The sequence below is a fragment of the Rhizobium sp. SL42 genome, from assembly GCF_021729845.1.
In the GTDB taxonomy this organism is placed as follows: Bacteria; Pseudomonadota; Alphaproteobacteria; order Rhizobiales; family Rhizobiaceae; genus Allorhizobium.
This window is the reverse complement of record NZ_CP063397.1, coordinates 2,637,224-2,653,704: the sequence shown is the minus strand read 5'-3', so window position 1 is coordinate 2,653,704 and position 16,481 is coordinate 2,637,224. Positions and strand designations below refer to the sequence as shown.

14 protein-coding genes are annotated in these 16,481 nt (G+C 61.3%); 9 read left to right on the top strand and 5 right to left on the bottom strand.

The annotated features are described in order from the left end of the window. Window positions 1–26 precede the first annotated feature (26 nt). Window positions 27–1,502, bottom strand: a complete 1,476-nt coding sequence (locus IM739_RS12555; protein ID WP_237368065.1) for an NAD(P)H-hydrate dehydratase — start codon at window positions 1,500–1,502, stop codon at window positions 27–29. 87 nt (window positions 1,503–1,589) lie between these two features. Between IM739_RS12555 and IM739_RS12550 the strand changes: the two genes are divergently transcribed. From IM739_RS12550 to hspQ, 5 genes are all read left to right on the top strand, one after another. Then, window positions 1,590–1,826 carry a hypothetical protein gene (locus IM739_RS12550; RefSeq protein WP_237368064.1) on the top strand — a complete coding sequence of 79 codons (237 nt, stop codon included), beginning with the start codon at window positions 1,590–1,592 and terminating at the stop codon, window positions 1,824–1,826. A 26-nt stretch (window positions 1,827–1,852) separates the two neighbouring features. Beyond that, a complete protein-coding gene (locus IM739_RS12545) occupies window positions 1,853–2,191 on the top strand; it encodes a P-II family nitrogen regulator (RefSeq protein WP_007601055.1) in 339 nt (112 codons plus the stop codon). A 62-nt stretch (window positions 2,192–2,253) separates the two neighbouring features. Next, window positions 2,254–3,663 carry a type I glutamate--ammonia ligase gene (gene glnA, locus IM739_RS12540; RefSeq protein WP_237368063.1) on the top strand — a complete coding sequence of 470 codons (1,410 nt, stop codon included), beginning with the start codon at window positions 2,254–2,256 and terminating at the stop codon, window positions 3,661–3,663. Window positions 3,664–3,846: 183 nt separating this feature from the next. Further along, entirely contained in the window at window positions 3,847–4,791 is a 945-nt protein-coding gene (locus IM739_RS12535; RefSeq protein WP_237368062.1) for a DMT family transporter, read from the top strand. 47 nt (window positions 4,792–4,838) lie between these two features. After that, window positions 4,839–5,168 (top strand): heat shock protein HspQ, encoded by a 330-nt coding sequence (gene hspQ / locus IM739_RS12530; protein WP_237368061.1) that lies wholly within the window; start codon window positions 4,839–4,841, stop codon window positions 5,166–5,168. A 92-nt stretch (window positions 5,169–5,260) separates the two neighbouring features. Here the strand turns inward: hspQ and IM739_RS12525 are convergent, their stop codons facing one another. After that, window positions 5,261–5,896 (bottom strand): invasion associated locus B family protein, encoded by a 636-nt coding sequence (locus tag IM739_RS12525; protein ID WP_237368060.1) that lies wholly within the window; start codon window positions 5,894–5,896, stop codon window positions 5,261–5,263. A gap of 266 nt (window positions 5,897–6,162) precedes the next feature. On the opposite strand from IM739_RS12525, the gene IM739_RS12520 reads away from it, so the two are divergent. The 3 genes from IM739_RS12520 to IM739_RS12510 all read left to right on the top strand — a co-directional run bounded on the left by IM739_RS12520 (window position 6,163) and on the right by IM739_RS12510 (window position 9,749). Continuing rightward, window positions 6,163–7,968 carry an extracellular solute-binding protein gene (locus IM739_RS12520; RefSeq protein ID WP_237368059.1) on the top strand — a complete coding sequence of 602 codons (1,806 nt, stop codon included), beginning with the start codon at window positions 6,163–6,165 and terminating at the stop codon, window positions 7,966–7,968. 110 nt (window positions 7,969–8,078) lie between these two features. Beyond that, window positions 8,079–8,750: a DsbA family oxidoreductase gene (locus IM739_RS12515; RefSeq protein ID WP_237368058.1), complete on the top strand. Its 672-nt coding sequence runs from the start codon at window positions 8,079–8,081 to the stop codon at window positions 8,748–8,750. A gap of 57 nt (window positions 8,751–8,807) precedes the next feature. Continuing rightward, the gene (locus IM739_RS12510; RefSeq protein WP_237368057.1) at window positions 8,808–9,749 is read left to right on the top strand and encodes a DMT family transporter; all 942 of its coding nucleotides are present in this window, start codon (window positions 8,808–8,810) and stop codon (window positions 9,747–9,749) included. Here the strand turns inward: IM739_RS12510 and mfd are convergent. Beyond that, window positions 9,746–13,258: a transcription-repair coupling factor gene (mfd, locus tag IM739_RS12505; protein ID WP_237368056.1), complete on the bottom strand. Its 3,513-nt coding sequence runs from the start codon at window positions 13,256–13,258 to the stop codon at window positions 9,746–9,748. The two genes, IM739_RS12510 and mfd, sit on opposite strands and share 4 nt — an antisense overlap. 6 nt (window positions 13,259–13,264) lie before the next feature. Beyond that, on the bottom strand, window positions 13,265–13,576 hold the full coding sequence (locus tag IM739_RS12500; protein WP_237368055.1) for an FAD assembly factor SdhE: 312 nt from the start codon (window positions 13,574–13,576) through the stop codon (window positions 13,265–13,267). Between the two features lie 96 nt (window positions 13,577–13,672). On the opposite strand from IM739_RS12500, the gene recG reads away from it, so the two are divergent. Then, complete coding sequence (gene recG / locus IM739_RS12495; RefSeq protein WP_237368054.1) at window positions 13,673–15,778, top strand: ATP-dependent DNA helicase RecG; 2,106 nt, start codon at window positions 13,673–13,675, stop codon at window positions 15,776–15,778. Here recG and IM739_RS12490 read toward each other — a convergent pair. Continuing rightward, complete coding sequence (locus IM739_RS12490) at window positions 15,765–16,481, bottom strand: DUF502 domain-containing protein (protein WP_237368053.1); 717 nt, start codon at window positions 16,479–16,481, stop codon at window positions 15,765–15,767. The genes recG and IM739_RS12490 overlap by 14 nt on opposite strands.

Sequence of the window (16,481 nt, the reverse complement as noted above, 5' to 3'; positions counted from 1 at the left end):
GCATTCTGTTGGCGCTGTTCCCGGCGCTACATCAGCGGCCGGACAGACGCAACGAGGTCTTCGGCGGTCATCCCCTGCCCGGCCCTGACCGCTGCCTCGCCATGCAGGTGCACGCCGGCACAGGCGGCTTCGAAGGCGGGAAGACCCTGTCCGATCAATGCGGCGATCACGCCGGCCAGCACGTCGCCCGAGCCGGCTGTTGCCAGCTGCGGCGGTGCGCGTTCGTTGATCACGGCGCGACCATCCGGGGCTGCGATGACCGTGTCGGCGCCCTTGTAGACGACGATGCCGCCCAGGGCGCTTGCTGCCGCGCGGGCCTTTTCGACCTTGCCAATCTTGTCCTGCGCGATCTCGGGAAAGAGCCGGCCAAACTCCCCTTCATGCGGCGTCACGACAAGGCGTGGCCGCTCGCCCGAAAAGGCGGCGCGAAGTATCGGGGCATCGTTGCGGAATGCCGTTATGCCGTCGGCATCCAGAACGATGGCTCGCCCCTGTGCACCGAGGCAAAGCGCATAGTCTCGGGCCGTGGCAAGGTCGCCGAACCCCGGACCGAGCACGAATGTCGCGCGGCGGGTGTCCTCAAGATAGTTTTCAAGATCGGCTTTGCCGTTGATTTCCTGCAGCATGATCGCCGTCAGATGCGCGGCATTGGCAGACAGCGCAGCGGCGGGCGACGCTATGGTCACGAGACCTGCCCCGGCTTTCAAGCCTGCCATGGTCGACAAGCGCGCCGCGCCGGTGGCCGTTGCGCCGCCGGAAAAGACGGTGAGATGGCCGCGGCGGTATTTGTGGTCAGCGGCGGCGGGTAGCGGCCATTTGCCTTGCCAGAGCGGGGGCGCATTGACCCAGAGTTTTTCTGCCTCTGCATCGACCAGACGTTTCGGAATGCCGATATCAAAAACCTGGATCGCGCCGCACAGAGTGCGGCCGGGCAAAAGCAGGTGACCGGGCTTGCGCGTCATGAAGGTCACCGTGGCGGTAGCCTGCAGAGCCGCGCCGCGGATCAGTCCCGTCATGCCATCGAGGCCCGACGGCAGATCGACGGCTAGCACCGGAAGCCGTGCAGCGGTTATACGCGCCACAAGATCGGCCAACTCTTGCGGCACATCGCGGGCGAGGCCTGCGCCAAAAACCGCATCGATGACGACGTCACCTGGATGCGGCTCGTAGGAAGACAGGGGCAGCGACGGCAATGATGCATCGATACGCGCCCTTGCTGCATCGCCCTTGAGGGCGGCTGGATCGCCGAGATGATAGAGCGTGGCGGGAGCACCGGAACGCGCAAGCGCCGACGCTGCAACGTATCCGTCGCCGCCATTGTTTCCGGGACCACACAACACGACGAAGCGATGAGCGGCTGGAAAGAGACGCAGGGCCGCAGCCGCGACGGCCTCGCCTGCCCGCTGCATCAATCCGTAACTGTCCATGAGCGATGCCGCCGCCGCATCGACGCGCGCCATGGCGGTGGGGCTGAGGAGGATTTCTGCAGATCGCGCTGTCATGCCTGGGGTTAAAGCAGATTTTTCAGCACAATCCTAGCGGCACAAAAATAGGCACAAGCGAGAGGTGACATATTGTGCACTTGCATAATGTTTGATCATAGCCGCCCGAATTTTCGCAATGGCCTCGGCATGTTAGCAAAATCGACAGCAAAGAAAAAAGGACGAGAAAATCGTCATCCGGGACGAATTGGGCTGGCTTTTCCAGTGATTTTGCGGGAGATTTGCTCGGCCGGGCGGTGGAAGCTGCAAAAATTGCGAAATTCTGGCAAAGAACTGGCACGTTCCATGCATTCAACCTGGCGGGCGGGACTGATCCTGCCGTAATGAGGGAAGCGGAGAGAAATTTTCTCATGAAAAAGATCGAAGCGATCATAAAGCCGTTCAAGCTCGACGAAGTGAAGGAAGCCCTTCAGGAAGTCGGCCTGCAGGGCATAACCGTCACCGAAGCCAAGGGCTTCGGGCGCCAAAAGGGCCATACAGAGCTCTATCGCGGCGCCGAATACGTGGTGGACTTCCTGCCTAAGGTGAAGGTGGAAGTGGTTCTGGCGGACGAAAATGTGGAAGCCGTTATCGACGCTATCCGCAACGCCGCGCAAACGGGCCGGATCGGCGACGGGAAAATCTTCGTGTCGAACATCGAAGAAGTCGTTCGTATCCGCACAGGCGAGACCGGCGTCGACGCCATCTAACTACGGTCCGGCACCTAGGGAGGTCGGGCTTAATCGTCATCTCACGCGAGGAAAACAATAAAATGACGACCGCAAGCGATATTCTCAAGCAGATCAAAGACAACGACGTGAAGTTTGTCGACCTGCGCTTCACGGACCCGAAGGGCAAGCTGCAGCACGTCACGATGGACGTGGTTTGCGTTGACGAAGATATGTTCGCCGATGGCGTCATGTTCGACGGCTCTTCGATCGGCGGCTGGAAGGCGATCAACGAATCCGACATGGTTCTGATGCCGGATCCGGACACGGTTCACATGGACCCGTTCTTCGCGCAGTCGACGATGGTCATCATCTGCGACATTCTCGACCCGGTCTCGGGCGAAGCCTATAACCGCGATCCGCGCGGCACCGCCAAGAAGGCCGAAGCCTATCTGAAGGCATCGGGTATCGGCGACACCGTATTCGTCGGTCCGGAAGCCGAATTCTTCGTCTTCGACGACGTCAAGTACAAGGCCGATCCGTACAATACCGGCTTCAAGCTGGATTCGTCGGAACTGCCGTCCAACGATGACACCGACTATGAGACCGGCAACCTCGGCCACCGTCCGCGCGTCAAGGGCGGCTATTTCCCGGTTCCGCCGATCGACAGCCTTCAGGACATGCGTTCCGAAATGCTGACCGTTCTCGGCGAAATGGGCGTGGTCGTCGAAAAGCATCACCACGAGGTGGCTGCCGCCCAGCACGAACTCGGCATCAAGTTCGACGCGCTGGTGCGCAATGCCGACAAGATGCAGATCTACAAGTATGTCGTGCACCAGGTCGCCAACGCCTATGGCAAGACGGCAACCTTCATGCCGAAGCCGATCTTCGGCGACAACGGCTCGGGCATGCACGTGCACATGTCGATCTGGAAGGACGGCAAGCCGACCTTTGCCGGTGACGAATATGCCGGCCTGTCGGAATCCTGCCTGTATTTCATCGGCGGCATCATCAAGCATGCCAAGTCGATCAACGCCTTCTCCAACCCGTCGACCAATTCCTACAAGCGTCTGGTCCCGGGTTACGAGGCTCCGGTTCTGCTCGCCTACTCGGCCCGCAACCGCTCCGCTTCGTGCCGCATTCCGTTCGGCTCCAACCCGAAGGCCAAGCGCGTCGAAGTCCGCTTCCCGGATCCGATGGCAAACCCGTATTTGGCCTTTGCAGCGATGCTGATGGCCGGCCTGGACGGCATCAAGAACAAGATTCATCCGGGCAAGGCCATGGACAAGGATCTCTACGACCTGCCGCCGAAGGAACTGAAGAAGATCCCGACCGTCTGCGGCTCGCTGCGCGAAGCCCTGGAAAACCTCGACAAGGATCGCAAATACCTGACGGCCGGCGGCGTGTTCGACGACGACCAAATCGATTCGTTCATCGAACTGAAGATGCACGAAGTGATGCGCTTCGAAATGACGCCGCATCCGGTCGAATTCGACATGTACTACTCGGCCTGATTGGCCCGGAGATACATGATTCCGTTCACATTCAAAAAGACGCCGGCGATTGTTTCGCCGGCGTTTTTATTTGCAAACCCGGGCGTTCCAAGGTTGCCGAATATCTTTACGTAACGTCAGATATACTACGTTAGGGAAGCGCATCCTCTTTCCCGGCTTCAACAGCGAAAGACAGACGGCCCCATGCCTCAAACCGCTTCGCCGCCTCGCCTGGTCGACTGGACGCTGTTTCTGCTCGCGCCGGTGTTCTTCTCGTCCAACCTGATCTTTGGTCGCGGCATCACCGGCGATATTGCTCCTTACACTACGGCGCTGCTGCGCTGGGCCGGATCGGCGCTGATCATGTTTCCGTTTGTCTGGCGCGAACGCCAGCTGTGCCTTGCGTTCGTTCGCCATCACACCGTGCTGTGGCTGGTGCTCGGCATCCTGGGCATGGGTGTCTGTGGCGGCGTCGTCTACTGGGCGCTGACCCAGACGACTGCCTCCAATGCAACGCTCATCTACACGACGTCATCGCTGTTCATCATCGTCTTTCAATGGCTTTTCCAAGGCCGCAGGATCAGTGTCATCGAGTTTGCCGGCATGATGATTGCATTTGCCGGGGTGGCGGTAATCGTGCTGAAGGGTGATCTTGCAGCCTTGCTGCACCTGAGTTTCAATATCGGCGATCTTGCGATCCTGGCTGCAGCGATTGCGTTTGCGCTCTATTCACTGCTGCTGCGCAACCCGGCGGTCAGGGCGATGCCGCCGCTGCCGCTGTTCGGGCTGCTCGCCCTGTCCGGCGCGATTGTTCTGGTCCCGCCCGGACTGCATGACGTTTTGACCGGGGGGCTTTTGCCGGATACGCCGCGCGACTTCGCCAAGCTTGCCGGCATCATCCTGTTTGCCTCGCTGGCCGCCTTCTATTGCTTCCAGCACGCCGTGCAGGTTTTCGGGCCTGGCATAGCGGGCATGACGCTCTATCTGATGCCCCCGACCTCGATCGTCATGGCGGTGGTCTTTCTCGGCGAAAGCTTCGAAACCTATCATATGGCTGGGATCGTGCTTGTCATGGGCGGACTTGTTCTTGCGACCGCATTCGGGAGCAAAGCGGCTGTTGGCGCGGCCGGCAAAGACGAGAACCCTTGATTGTCCGTGTTTCCATCCCAAATATACAAGGGAAAGGAAGTGAAACCATGAAACAACGAAGCGCTAAATTTGGTATCGGAGATGTCGTACGGCACAAGGTCTTCCCGTTCCGTGGCGTGATCTTCGATGTTGACCCGGAATTCGCCAATTCCGAGGAATGGTGGAATGCGATCCCGGCAGAGGCGCGTCCGAGCAAGGACCAGCCCTTCTACCATCTGCTCGCGGAAAACTCGGAGACGGAATATGTCGCCTATGTTTCCGAGCAGAACCTGGAGCCGGATGGAAGCGAGGAGCCTCTGAGAAATCCGCATATCCAGCAGATCTTCGACAAGGCGCATGCCGGGCACTACAAGCCGAAGGCCAACTTCACGCATTGACGAGATGCGGTATCCGACAATCTCCTCCCAGGCATGAAAAAGCCCGCGTCCTTGGACGCGGGCTGATCTTTATGCAATGCGAGGAGCTGCTATCAGTTGCCCTGCTTTGCCGCGTTCTGGGCGTCGGTGATCGCCTTGTTGCGCTCTTCCTGCTTCTTCTGCATGGCTTCCTGCAGCAGACGCTGACGCTCGTCAGCCTGCGACTGGGACATCGCCTCACCGTCGAAAGCGCCGGTGAAACCTTCAAGCGGAATCTTGATCGGGTTCGGCGCGCGGCGGAAGTTGATCGACGTCAGGACAACCTCGTTGCCCTTCTTCAGGCTGGCGATAATCGCGTCGGTCAGCGGCATTTCAGCCGTGCAGCGGTCCGGCAGGCAGACGGTGTAGTCGAGCTTGACGCCCTTGGCACCATCGATCTGCATGAGGATGCCCGGCGGGATCAGGCGCGCGGTCGGTACCGTCACCTGCATCAGCTTGCGGTTGACCTTGCCCTCGACCGAGATCAGGCCAACGGCGGTGATCAGCTGTCCGTTTGCGGCGACCTGCTGGTTCTGCACCACACAGACGTCGGATTCTTCCTGCTTGGCGCAGGTCTTGAACCACTTGGCAGGGCCAGCAGCCGGAGCCGCTTCCTGAGCCTGGACTGCAACCGGCATGGCAGCTGCACCGAGCGTCAGAGCGAGAGCAGACACAGCCGTCCGCGTTGCTTTGTTGAAATTGAACATCATCCGTATTCCGTCTCCTGAAAACCCCTGGCGCGCGGACTTTGCGCCGCGTCGTTCACCGGTCGTGCTGGCCGTCACCTGTCGTCCAAATGAGGCAAATACATGACCTAGCGATCTGGCTCACCTGTTACATCGCGACGGCTGGAATATCCAGCCTTTCTTTGAAGCAACGGCAATGCCTTTTCGGTTATTCGCACCGCGATGTGTTGGATTTGTGGTGACTGTGCTAGCTTCCCGACGTTTCCAGATTCTTGCCGGAGGACTTCACATTGCGTCGCCTTGCCCTCAGCCTGCTGTTCCTGCCCTTCTGTTCGCTTGCGCAAGCAGAGCCGCTGCACGGGATCGCCATGCATGGTGAGCCGGCGCTCAGCGCCGACTACAAGCAGTTCCCTTACGTCAATGCTGACACGAAAAAGGGCGGCAAGGTCAATTATGGCGTCGTCGGCACCTTCGATGCACTGAACCCGTTCGTGCTAAAAGGCATGCGGACGTCGGCACGCGGCGTATGGGATCCGGAATTCGGCAACCTGCTCTACGAACCGCTGATGACCCGATCGTCCGACGAGCCGTTCACGCTTTATGGCCTGCTTGCCGAAACGGTGGAATGGGACGAGGCGCGCAGCTTCGTCCAGTTCAACATCAATCCGAAGGCACGCTGGAACGACGGCAAGCCAGTGACGCCGGAGGACGTGATGTTCACCTTCGAACTGTTGCGCGACAAGGGCCGTCCGCCGTTCAATTCACGGCTGGCGGTCGTCGAGACGATGGAAAAAGTCGGCGAGCATGGCGTCAAGTTTACCTTCAACGACAAGGCCAATCGAGAGACGGCGCTGATCTTCGCATCCTCGACGCCGATCCTGCCGAAACATGCCGTCGATGCCGCCACATTCGACCAGACGTCCCTGACCATTCCGGTCGGCTCCGGTCCTTACAAGATCAAGGACATCCGCGCCGGGGAGAAGATCACCTGGGAGCGCGACCCTAACTACTGGGGCAAGGATATCGCCTCGAAGATCGGCTTCGACAACTACGATGAGATCAGTGTCAGTTATTTCCTGCAGGAATCGACGCTGTTCGAGGCGTTCAAGAAAGGCGAGATCGACGTCTATCCCGAGGGTGACGCCAATCACTGGCTGCGCGCCTATGACTTTCCGGCCGTGCAGAAGGGCGATGTTGTGAAGGAAGCCTTCAAGCCCGGCCTGCCATCCGGCATGCTCGGCTTCGTTTTCAACACCCGCCGGCCGATCTTTGCCGATGCAAAGGTGCGCGAGGCGCTGTCGGTGGCATTCGATTTCGAATGGCTGAACAAGACGCTGTTCAGCGGCGCATTTAACCGCACGCAGAGCTATTGGCAGAACTCGGCGCTCGGCGCCTATGGCAATGCCGCCGACGACCGCGAGCTTGCGCTGCTCGGGCCGGCGAAGGACAGGATCCCGGCGGAGATCCTGTCCGGCACTTATGCGCTGCCGAAGACCGATGCGTCGGGCGGCGACCGCAAGGCGCTGGGCCAGGCTGTCAAGCTGCTCGCCGAGGCCGGGTACCGGATCAAGGGCGGCAAGATGCTGGATCAAAGCGGCAAGCCGCTCGCCTTCGAGGTCATGACGCAGAACGAGGGCCAGGAGAAGATGGCGATCGCCTATCAGCGCACGCTGAAGCTGATCGGCATCGACATGGCGATCCGGACCGTCGACGATGCACAGTATCAGGCGCGATCGAACAATTTCGACTATGACATGATCGTCAAGTCCTACACGTCCTCGCTGTCGCCGGGCGCCGAGCAGCCGAATCGCTGGGGTTCGGCTTCGAAGGATGCGCCGGGAAGCTTCAACTATGCCGGCGTGGCCGATGCCGATATCGACCGGATGATCGAGGCCTTGCTGCAGGCCCGCGACCCGGAAGATTTCAAGGCTGCCGTCAGGGCCTATGACCGGCTGCTGGTGGCGGGGCACTATGTCGTGCCGCTCTATCATACAGGCGAGCAATGGGTCGCACGCTGGAAGCATATCGGCCGCCCGGAGGCGACACCGCTCTACGGTTATCAGCGCTCCGTGTGGTTTGACGCGCGCGCGCAGTAATCTCACGCGGACGTGCATGGCAAACCGCCAGTCCCGGCTTGACCCGGGCTGGCGTTTGTCTATTGCGGACACTGAATTTTCGCCTGTCTCTCCCCGAAAGGACATTCATCATGGATCGCATCACCATCGACCTCGTTTCGGACGTCGTCTGCCCCTGGTGTTTCCTCGGCAAGGCGCGGCTTGAGCTGGCGATCGCGGAGGTGCAGGACGAGGTCAGCATCGACATCAACTGGCGGCCCTACCAGCTCAACCCAGACTATCCGCCGGAGGGTGTCGATCATCAGGTAGAACTTGCCAAGAAACTTGGCGGCAAGGAGCGCATGGATCAGGCCCATGCGCAATTGCAGGCGCTGGGGGCCGAGGTCGGGATCGCGTTCAATTTCGAGGCGATCAAGATTGGCCCGAATACGCTGGACGCGCACCGGCTGATCCACTGGGCGAGCCAGGAGAGCCGGGAAGTTCAAGGCCGCGTCGTCGACGGATTGTTTCGCGCCAATTTTGAACAAGGCCGCAATATCGGCGATGCGAAGGTCCTGGTCGACATTGCCGAGGAGGCAGGAATGATGCGCTCGGTCGTCGAGACGCTGCTGGCCGGTGAGGCCGATGTCCAGCATGTGTTGTCGGAAGTCGATGCGGCCAAGCAGATGGGCGTGAACGGTGTGCCCTTCTTCATCTTCGACCAGCAATATGCCGTCAGCGGTGCGCAGCCTGCGGCCGAACTTGCCAATGCGATGCGCGAAATCGCCAAGGCCAAGGCGGAAGCCATGCGCAATCTGAATTGACGGTTGGCGCGAACACCCGTATCCCGATGAGGTCACCTCCTCCCCGGGATTTTCACCTTGTCTTCCGATACCACGTTCAAAGGCGTCATCCTCGCCTTCATCTGCTTTGCCGCCTACGCATTCAGTGACGGATCGATCAAGCTGGTCGAAGGGCGGGTGTCGCCGTTCCTGGCCGGCTTCATCGGATCGAGCTTCGGCATTCTCGCCATTCCCTTCCTGATGAAGAGGGGCGACCACTGGCTGGATCTGGTCCGCACCACGAACTGGCCGCTCTGGTCATTGCGCTTCGTCTGTTCGGCGGTCGGCACGATCGGGAGCATCATCGCCTTTACCCAGCTCAGCATGGCCGAAGCCTTCTGCCTGATCTTCCTGCTGCCGTCGTTTGCGACGATCATGTCGGTGATCTTCCTCAAGGAACAGGTCGGCATCAAACGCTGGAGCGCCGTGCTGATCGGCTTCATCGGTGTCCTTGTCGTATTGCGGCCGGGCTTTCGCGAATTGCAGACCGGCCACCTGGCTGCGCTCGTCTCCGGATTTGCCGGTGCCGTCTCGATCGTCATCTTCCGGGCGATGGGTCCGAAGGAAAAGAACATCTCTCTCTATGGCGCGGGCCTGCTCGGCAGCGTGCTGATCTGCGCCGTCGTTGCCGTGCCGAACTTCCAGATGCCGTCAACCGGCGACTTTGCCTTGCTCGCCGCCTTCGGCATCCTCGGGGCCATCGGCAACGTGCTGATGATGCTGGCCTCGTTTTACGCGCCGCCCGCCATCGTCGGGCCGATCCAGTACAGCCAGATGCTCTGGGCAATCCTGCTCGGCTATCTCGTCTTCGGCGACAAGGTCGATGGTTTCATGGCTGTCGGCATCGCGCTGATCGTCAGCTCTGGTCTGCTGACGCTGACGCGCGAGCGCAAGCGCGGCGTCGCCCTGCCGCCATCCCTGCCCGGCAAGAGCGAGGCGGCGCTGGCGGTCAAGCCGGAATTCGACGACGAGCGCGCTTAAGCGCCCTTTGCCAGTTCCGCCAGTTGCGTCATCACCACGGCAGCCCCAGCCAGCCGCTTGTCCGGCGTCGGCAGGTCGCGGGTGAGGAAGACGCTATGGTCGGGACGGATCTTGGCCATCGTGCCCTGCTTGGCGATATAACCAACCAGTGCTGCCGGGTTGGGGAATTGCTTGCCGCGGAACTGGACGACGACGCCCTTGGGGCCTGCTTCCAGTTTCTCGACATTGGCCTTGCGGCACAGCGCCTTGATATAGACGACCTTCAGCAGATGCTGGACCTCGACCGGCATCGGGCCGAAGCGGTCGATCATTTCGGCACCGAAGCCGTCGATGTCGTTCAGTTCGGTGATCTCTCCAAGACGACGGTAGAGGCCGAGGCGCAAATGCAGGTCCGGCACATAGTCGTCCGGGATCATCACCGAGGTGCCGACCTGGATCTGCGGTGACCAGCCGGTATCATGGACCTCGTCGACGCCCTTCACTTCGGCGACCGCCTCCTCCAGCATCTGCTGGTAAAGCTCAAATCCGACCTCCTTGATATGGCCGGACTGTTCCTCACCGAGAAGGTTGCCCGCGCCACGGATGTCGAGGTCGTGGCTGGCGAGCTGGAAACCGGCGCCAAGCGTGTCGAGCGACTGCAGGACCTTGAGGCGGCGTTCGGCGCTTGTGGTCATCACCTTGTTGACCGGCAGCGTCAGCAGCGCGAAGGCGCGGACCTTGGAGCGGCCGACGCGGCCGCGGATCTGGTAGAGCTGCGCCAGGCCGAACATATCGGCGCGATGCACGATCAGGGTATTGGCCGTCGGCACGTCGAGGCCGGATTCGACGATCGTGGTCGACAGCAGCACGTCATAGCGGCCTTCGTAGAAGGCGTTCATGATGTCTTCGAGTTCACCGGCGGCCATCTGGCCATGGGCGATCGCCACCTTCAGCTCCGGCACGTCACTATCGAGGAAGGCCTTGATGTCGGCAAGATCGGCGAGACGCGGGCAGACATAGAAACTCTGGCCGCCGCGATAATGCTCGCGCATCAGGGTTTCGCGGATGACCAATGGATCGAATGGCGAGATGAAGGTGCGCACCGCCATGCGGTCGACCGGTGGCGTGGTGATCAGCGACAGTTCGCGCACGCCGGTCATGGCGAGCTGCAGGGTACGCGGGATCGGCGTGGCCGAGAGGGTCAGGACATGGACGTCGGACTTCAGCTCCTTCAGCCGTTCCTTGTGCTTGACGCCGAAATGCTGCTCCTCGTCGATGATCAGCAGGCCGAGATTGGCGAAATTGACGCCAGCCCCGAGCAATGCATGGGTGCCGACGACGATGTCTGTCTTGCCGTCCGCCACTTCCTTCTTGACCAGGTTGAGTTCCTTGGTGCCGACCAGGCGCGAGGCCTGCTGGATACGGATCGGCAGGCCGCGGAAGCGTTCGGTGAAGGTCTTGAAATGCTGGCGGGCCAGGAGCGTGGTCGGAACGACGACGGCGACCTGAATGCCGTTCATCGCCGCGACGAAGGCAGCGCGCAGGGCCACTTCCGTCTTGCCGAAGCCGACATCGCCGCAGATCAGCCGGTCCATCGGGCGGCCTTCGCCAAGATCGGAGCGTACGGCCTCGATGGCATTCATCTGGTCTTCCGTCTCGTCATAGGGGAAACGGGCGGCGAATTCGTCGTAGAGGCCCTCCTGGGTGGTCAGGACCGGTGCCGTGCGGGTCATGCGCTCGGCGGCGATGCGGATCAGGGCACCGGCCATATCGAGCAGGCGCTTCTTCAGCTTGGCCTTGCGCATCTGCCAGGCGCCACCGCCGAGCTTGTCCAGCGGAACTTCGGTGCCTTCGCCGCCGAAACGCGACAAAAGATCGATGTTCTCGACCGGCAAAAACAGCTTGGCCTCGTCGGCATATTGCAGCTCGAGGCAGGCATGCGGTGCACCCGCAGCCTCGATCGTTCTCAGACCGATGAAGCGGCCGATGCCATGTTCGGCGTGCACTACGATCGAACCTTCGTCGATGCTGGCGACTTCAGAGATGAAATCGGCACCACGCTTGCGGCGCTTTGAACGACGGACCATGCGGTCGCCGAGAATGTCCTGTTCACCGACGATGATCAGATCGCCGGCTTCGAAGCCACCCTCGAGGCTGAGCACGGTGGTGCCGGCTTCGCCCTTCTTGAGGGTCGCCATATCCTTGAGGGCGGCCACGGGTTTGAGCTTTTCAAGGCCGTGTTCGTTCATCACCTGCAAAAGGCGATCGAGCGAGCCTTCCGACCAGCCGGAAATCAGCACCTTGGCGCCGGCCGCCCGTTTGTCGGCGATATATTTGACAGCCTGTGTGAAGACGTTGACGCGCTTGGCATCCTCGCCGTCCTCGGTTGCGGCGGCGGCCTTGGCCCAGCGTGGTGACGGGCGGGCTTCCACCTCGATGACGGTGCGGCTCTCGCCGCCATGCTCGGCAAAGGGAGTGATGCGGATCGGATCGAAGGCATCGAGGTTGCGGCCGAATTCGGCGGCGCCGAGATAGAGGCGCTCGGGCGGCACGGGCTTGTAGGGTGTTCCCTGCGACAGGTGGCCCTTGCCCGGCGTCGCACTGTTGAGGCGCGCCTCGTAATAATCGCGGATCAGCTTGGCCCGCTCTTCGGCCGCCTCACGCACAGTATGGTCGGTGACGATGCGGAAACCCTTGAGATAGTCGAAAGTGGTTTCCAGATGATCATGAAACAGCGGCAACCAGTGCTCCATGCCGGCATAACGGCGGCCTTCGGAGACGGCCGCGTAGAGCGCATCGTCACGGGTGGCGGCGCCAAACAGCGACAGATAGTTCTTGCGGAAGCGGCCGATCACCTCCGGCGTCAGCGTCACTTCGCTCATCGGGTTGAGATCGAGCGAACGAACCTGGCCGATGGTGCGCTGGGAGGCCGGGTCGAAGGAGCGGATGCTCTCCAGCGTGTCCCCGAAGAAATCGAGGCGAACAGGCTCTTCGGAGCCGGGGACAAACACGTCGAGGATGCCCCCGCGCACGGCGAATTCGCCGACCTCACGGACGGTCGCGACACGGTCGAAGCCGTTGCGCTCCAGCCGCGCGGCGATGTCGTCCATCTTCAACGTGTTGCCGGGTTTGGCAGAGAAACCGAGGCTGTCGATGATATCGGCGGGCGCCACCTTCTGCAGCATGGCATTGACGGTGACGAGCACGATCGCCGGATGCGGCTTCAGATAGAGCGAAATCAGGCCGGTCAGCGCCGAGAGGCGACGGGCCGAGACATCGGCCGAAGGCGAGACGCGGTCATAGGGAAGGCAATCCCAGGCGGGCAGCGTCAGCACCGGGATTTCCGGTGCGGCAAAGCTCAGGATCTGCTCGATGTTTTGCAGGCGCTGGCCATCGGAGACGACATAGGCGACCGGCCGGCCTTCGCGGGCAAGCTCGGCCAGAATGAAGGCATCCATGCCATCGGGCACATGCGACAGCGTCAGTGCGGATTGCGCCTTGGCGATCCGCTTCACATCGATCAGGGACATATTGGACTACTTTGCAAGCGTTTCGGCGTTGACCGGCGAAAAATCGGGGCGAAGAGCGGCAATGCGGGTAAAGAGCGGCGTCTGGAAACGGTCGGGGATGGGCGCGGCACCCGTTACCCACTTGACCAGATCATTGTCCTCCTCGGCCATGATCAGCTCCAGTTCGTCAAGATCGGTGTCCGACAGGGTTGCGATCTCGGCTTCGCAAAACTGGCCGAGCATGAGGTCCATCTCGCGGATGCCGCGATGCCAGCAGCGGAACAATATCCGCCGACGGCGCGGATCAAGCTCGGCACTGCTCATGATCAAACCGGTCATCGGCGCATTCCTTCCTGTTGATGGGCCTCTATAGAACTAAGCGAAGCAATTGTCAGCTTGCCAAGGCGGCAATTTGCGGGGCATTTTGCCGGCATCATGCGCCCTACCCTACTTGATCCCCTGTTCGCCTCCGTTGCCTCGCTTGCAGGCGTTGGCCCCAAGCTCGCCCAGCTTCTCGCAACCCTGATGGGACGCGAAGATGCGGAGGATACGCGCGTCGTCGACTTGCTGTTTCTCGCCCCTCATCGGCTGATCGACCGGCGGCATCAACCAGGCATTGCGCTGGCCCAGCCGGGCGCACTGGTGACAGTCACGGGACGGGTCGATCGGCATCAGCCTCCCCCGCCGGGCAAGAGCAACCTGCCCTACCGCGTTTTCCTGCATGACGAAACGGGCGAACTGGCGCTGACCTTCTTCCGCGCCAAAGGCAACTGGCTGGAAAAGGCCTTGCCGATCGACGAGATCGTCATGGTGTCGGGCAAGGTCGACTGGTTCAATGGCCGGGCCTCGATGGTGCATCCGGATTTCATGGTCAAGGCGAGCGAGGCGGAGAACCTGCCGCTGGTCGAGCCCGTCTATCCGCTGACCGCGGGGTTATCGCCAAAAGTCTTGCGCAAATCGATCGAGGCTGCCGTCGAGCGCATGCCGGAGCTTGCAGAGTGGATCGATCCACCGCTTGTGCAGAAGCAGGGATTTGCCAGCGTCAAGGATGCGCTGATCGCGCTGCATCATCCGCGTGAAGAAAAGGATGTCGACCCGCAGGCACCGGCAAGACGACGGCTCGCCTATGACGAATTCCTGGCCGGCCAGGTTTCGCTGGCGCTGGTCAGGCAAAAGCTGCGGCGGATACCGGGCGTGCCGATCAAGCCGACGGGGCTGTTGAGCGACAAGATCCGCGCGACGCTGCCGTTTTCCCCGACAAAGAGCCAGGTCGCGGCGATTGCCGATATCCTGAAAGACATGAGTTCGGATACCCGCATGCTGCGGCTCCTGCAAGGCGATGTCGGCGCGGGCAAGACGCTGGTGGCGCTGTTTGCCATGGCGGCGGCCGTCGAAAGCGGCGGCCAGACTGTGCTGATGGCGCCGACGGAAATCCTCGCACGGCAGCATCACGCGACACTGTCGAAGCTTGGCGCCTCGGCCGGATTGCGGATCGAGGTGTTGACCGGGCGGACCAAGGGCAAGGAGCGCGAGGCCATTCTGGAGCGGATCGCTTCTGGCGAAGCGCAGATCGTCATCGGTACCCATGCGCTGTTCCAGGACGCAGTGTCCTACAAGAACCTGACGCTGGCGGTCGTCGACGAGCAGCATCGTTTCGGCGTGCATCAGCGCCTGCGCCTGACGGCCAAGGGCATCACGCCGCATATGCTGGTGATGACGGCAACACCGATCCCGCGCACGCTCGTGCTGGCGGCCTTCGGCGACATGGATGTGTCGAAACTCACCGAAAAGCCGGCCGGACGAAAACCGATCCAGACGGTCACCGTGCCGACGGAGCGGCTTGAGGATGTAATCGAGCGGCTGCGCGCGGCGATCGCCGAGGGCAAGAAGGCCTACTGGATCTGCCCGCTTGTCGAGGAGACCGAAGAAAGCGAGCTGATGTCGGTGGAGGAGCGCCATTCGGTGCTGTCGATGATGATCAAGGCGCCGATCGGTCTGGTGCATGGCCGCATGAGCGGGCCGGAAAAGGACGCAGCGATGCTCGCCTTCAAGTCCGGCGAGACGAGACTGCTGGTCGCCACCACCGTGGTCGAAGTCGGCGTCGACGTGCCGGATGCGACGATCATGGTGATCGAACATGCCGAGCGTTTCGGCCTTGCCCAATTGCACCAGTTGCGCGGCCGTGTCGGGCGCGGCGACGAGGCGTCGAGTTGCATCCTAATGTACAAGGGCCCCCTGGGCGAGAACGGCAAGGCGCGGCTGTCAATCCTGCGCGACAGCGAGGACGGGTTCCTGATTGCCGAGGAAGACCTGAAGCTGCGCGGCGAAGGCGAATTGCTGGGAACGCGCCAATCCGGCACGCCGGGCTTCAAGATCGCCAGCCTAGAGGCGCATGGCGACCTGCTGGAGATCGCCCGCAAGGACGCAAGCTATCTACTGGAGAGGGATGCCGAACTGACATCGGCGCGCGGCGAAGCGGTACGCACGCTGCTCTATCTGCATCGCCGCGACGAAGCGATCCGGTTTCTCAGGGCTGGTTGACGGAGGGCTGGCTGACGGGGGGCTGAGTGACCGGGATTTCCGGTAGCGGTTCCGGCTTCGGCGTCCAGTTTGGTGTCACCAGGCCTGCGGAAATCAGCAGCTTGATACCCTCTTCCGGCGACATGTCGAGGAGCTTCACCTTGCTGCGCGGCACGAAGATCAGGAAGCCTGCGGTTGGCACAGGGGTCGGCGCCATGAAGACCGCGATCATCTCCTCGCCATCCTCGTTGAGCTTCGCGGCGATCTCACCCTTTGCATCGGTGGAGACAAAAACCAGAGCCCAGCTTCCCGGGCCTGGAAATTCGATCAGCCCAACCTTCTTGAAGGAACTCGACTGCTCCTTCAATACGGTCTCGAAGATCTGCTTGGTGCTCTTGTAGACCGTGCGCACCAGCGGCATGCGATGCAGCACCGATTCGCCATAGGCAACGATCGAGCGGCCAATCAGGTTTTTGCCGAGAAAACCGATCAGGGTGATGGCAATCAGCGCCAGCAGCAAGCCGGTGCCGGGAATGGCAAACTGAATGTAGTTTTCGGGGTTGTAACGATCCGGAATGTAAGGCTTTACCCAGCTGTCGGCCCAGCGGATGAATGTCCAGGTCAGCCAGATGGTGATGGTGACCGGTGCGCAGATGATCAGACCGGTCAGGAAGTCGTTCCTGAGTCGCGTGGCCACCGAAATTGGATCAGAATTCTCAGTCAT

Coding starts and splice junctions, on each gene's coding strand:
- IM739_RS12490 (WP_237368053.1), bottom strand. CDS start 16,481: ATGACTGAGAATTCTGATCCAATTTCGGTGGCCACGCGACTCAGGAAC.
- mfd (WP_237368056.1), bottom strand. CDS start 13,258: ATGTCCCTGATCGATGTGAAGCGGATCGCCAAGGCGCAATCCGCACTG.
- hspQ (WP_237368061.1), top strand. CDS start 4,839: ATGAAACAACGAAGCGCTAAATTTGGTATCGGAGATGTCGTACGGCAC.
- IM739_RS12555 (WP_237368065.1), bottom strand. CDS start 1,502: ATGACAGCGCGATCTGCAGAAATCCTCCTCAGCCCCACCGCCATGGCG.
- IM739_RS12535 (WP_237368062.1), top strand. CDS start 3,847: ATGCCTCAAACCGCTTCGCCGCCTCGCCTGGTCGACTGGACGCTGTTT.
- recG (WP_237368054.1), top strand. CDS start 13,673: ATGCGCCCTACCCTACTTGATCCCCTGTTCGCCTCCGTTGCCTCGCTT.
- IM739_RS12515 (WP_237368058.1), top strand. CDS start 8,079: ATGGATCGCATCACCATCGACCTCGTTTCGGACGTCGTCTGCCCCTGG.
- IM739_RS12545 (WP_007601055.1), top strand. CDS start 1,853: ATGAAAAAGATCGAAGCGATCATAAAGCCGTTCAAGCTCGACGAAGTG.
- IM739_RS12550 (WP_237368064.1), top strand. CDS start 1,590: ATGTTTGATCATAGCCGCCCGAATTTTCGCAATGGCCTCGGCATGTTA.
- glnA (WP_237368063.1), top strand. CDS start 2,254: ATGACGACCGCAAGCGATATTCTCAAGCAGATCAAAGACAACGACGTG.
- IM739_RS12500 (WP_237368055.1), bottom strand. CDS start 13,576: ATGACCGGTTTGATCATGAGCAGTGCCGAGCTTGATCCGCGCCGTCGG.
- IM739_RS12525 (WP_237368060.1), bottom strand. CDS start 5,896: ATGATGTTCAATTTCAACAAAGCAACGCGGACGGCTGTGTCTGCTCTC.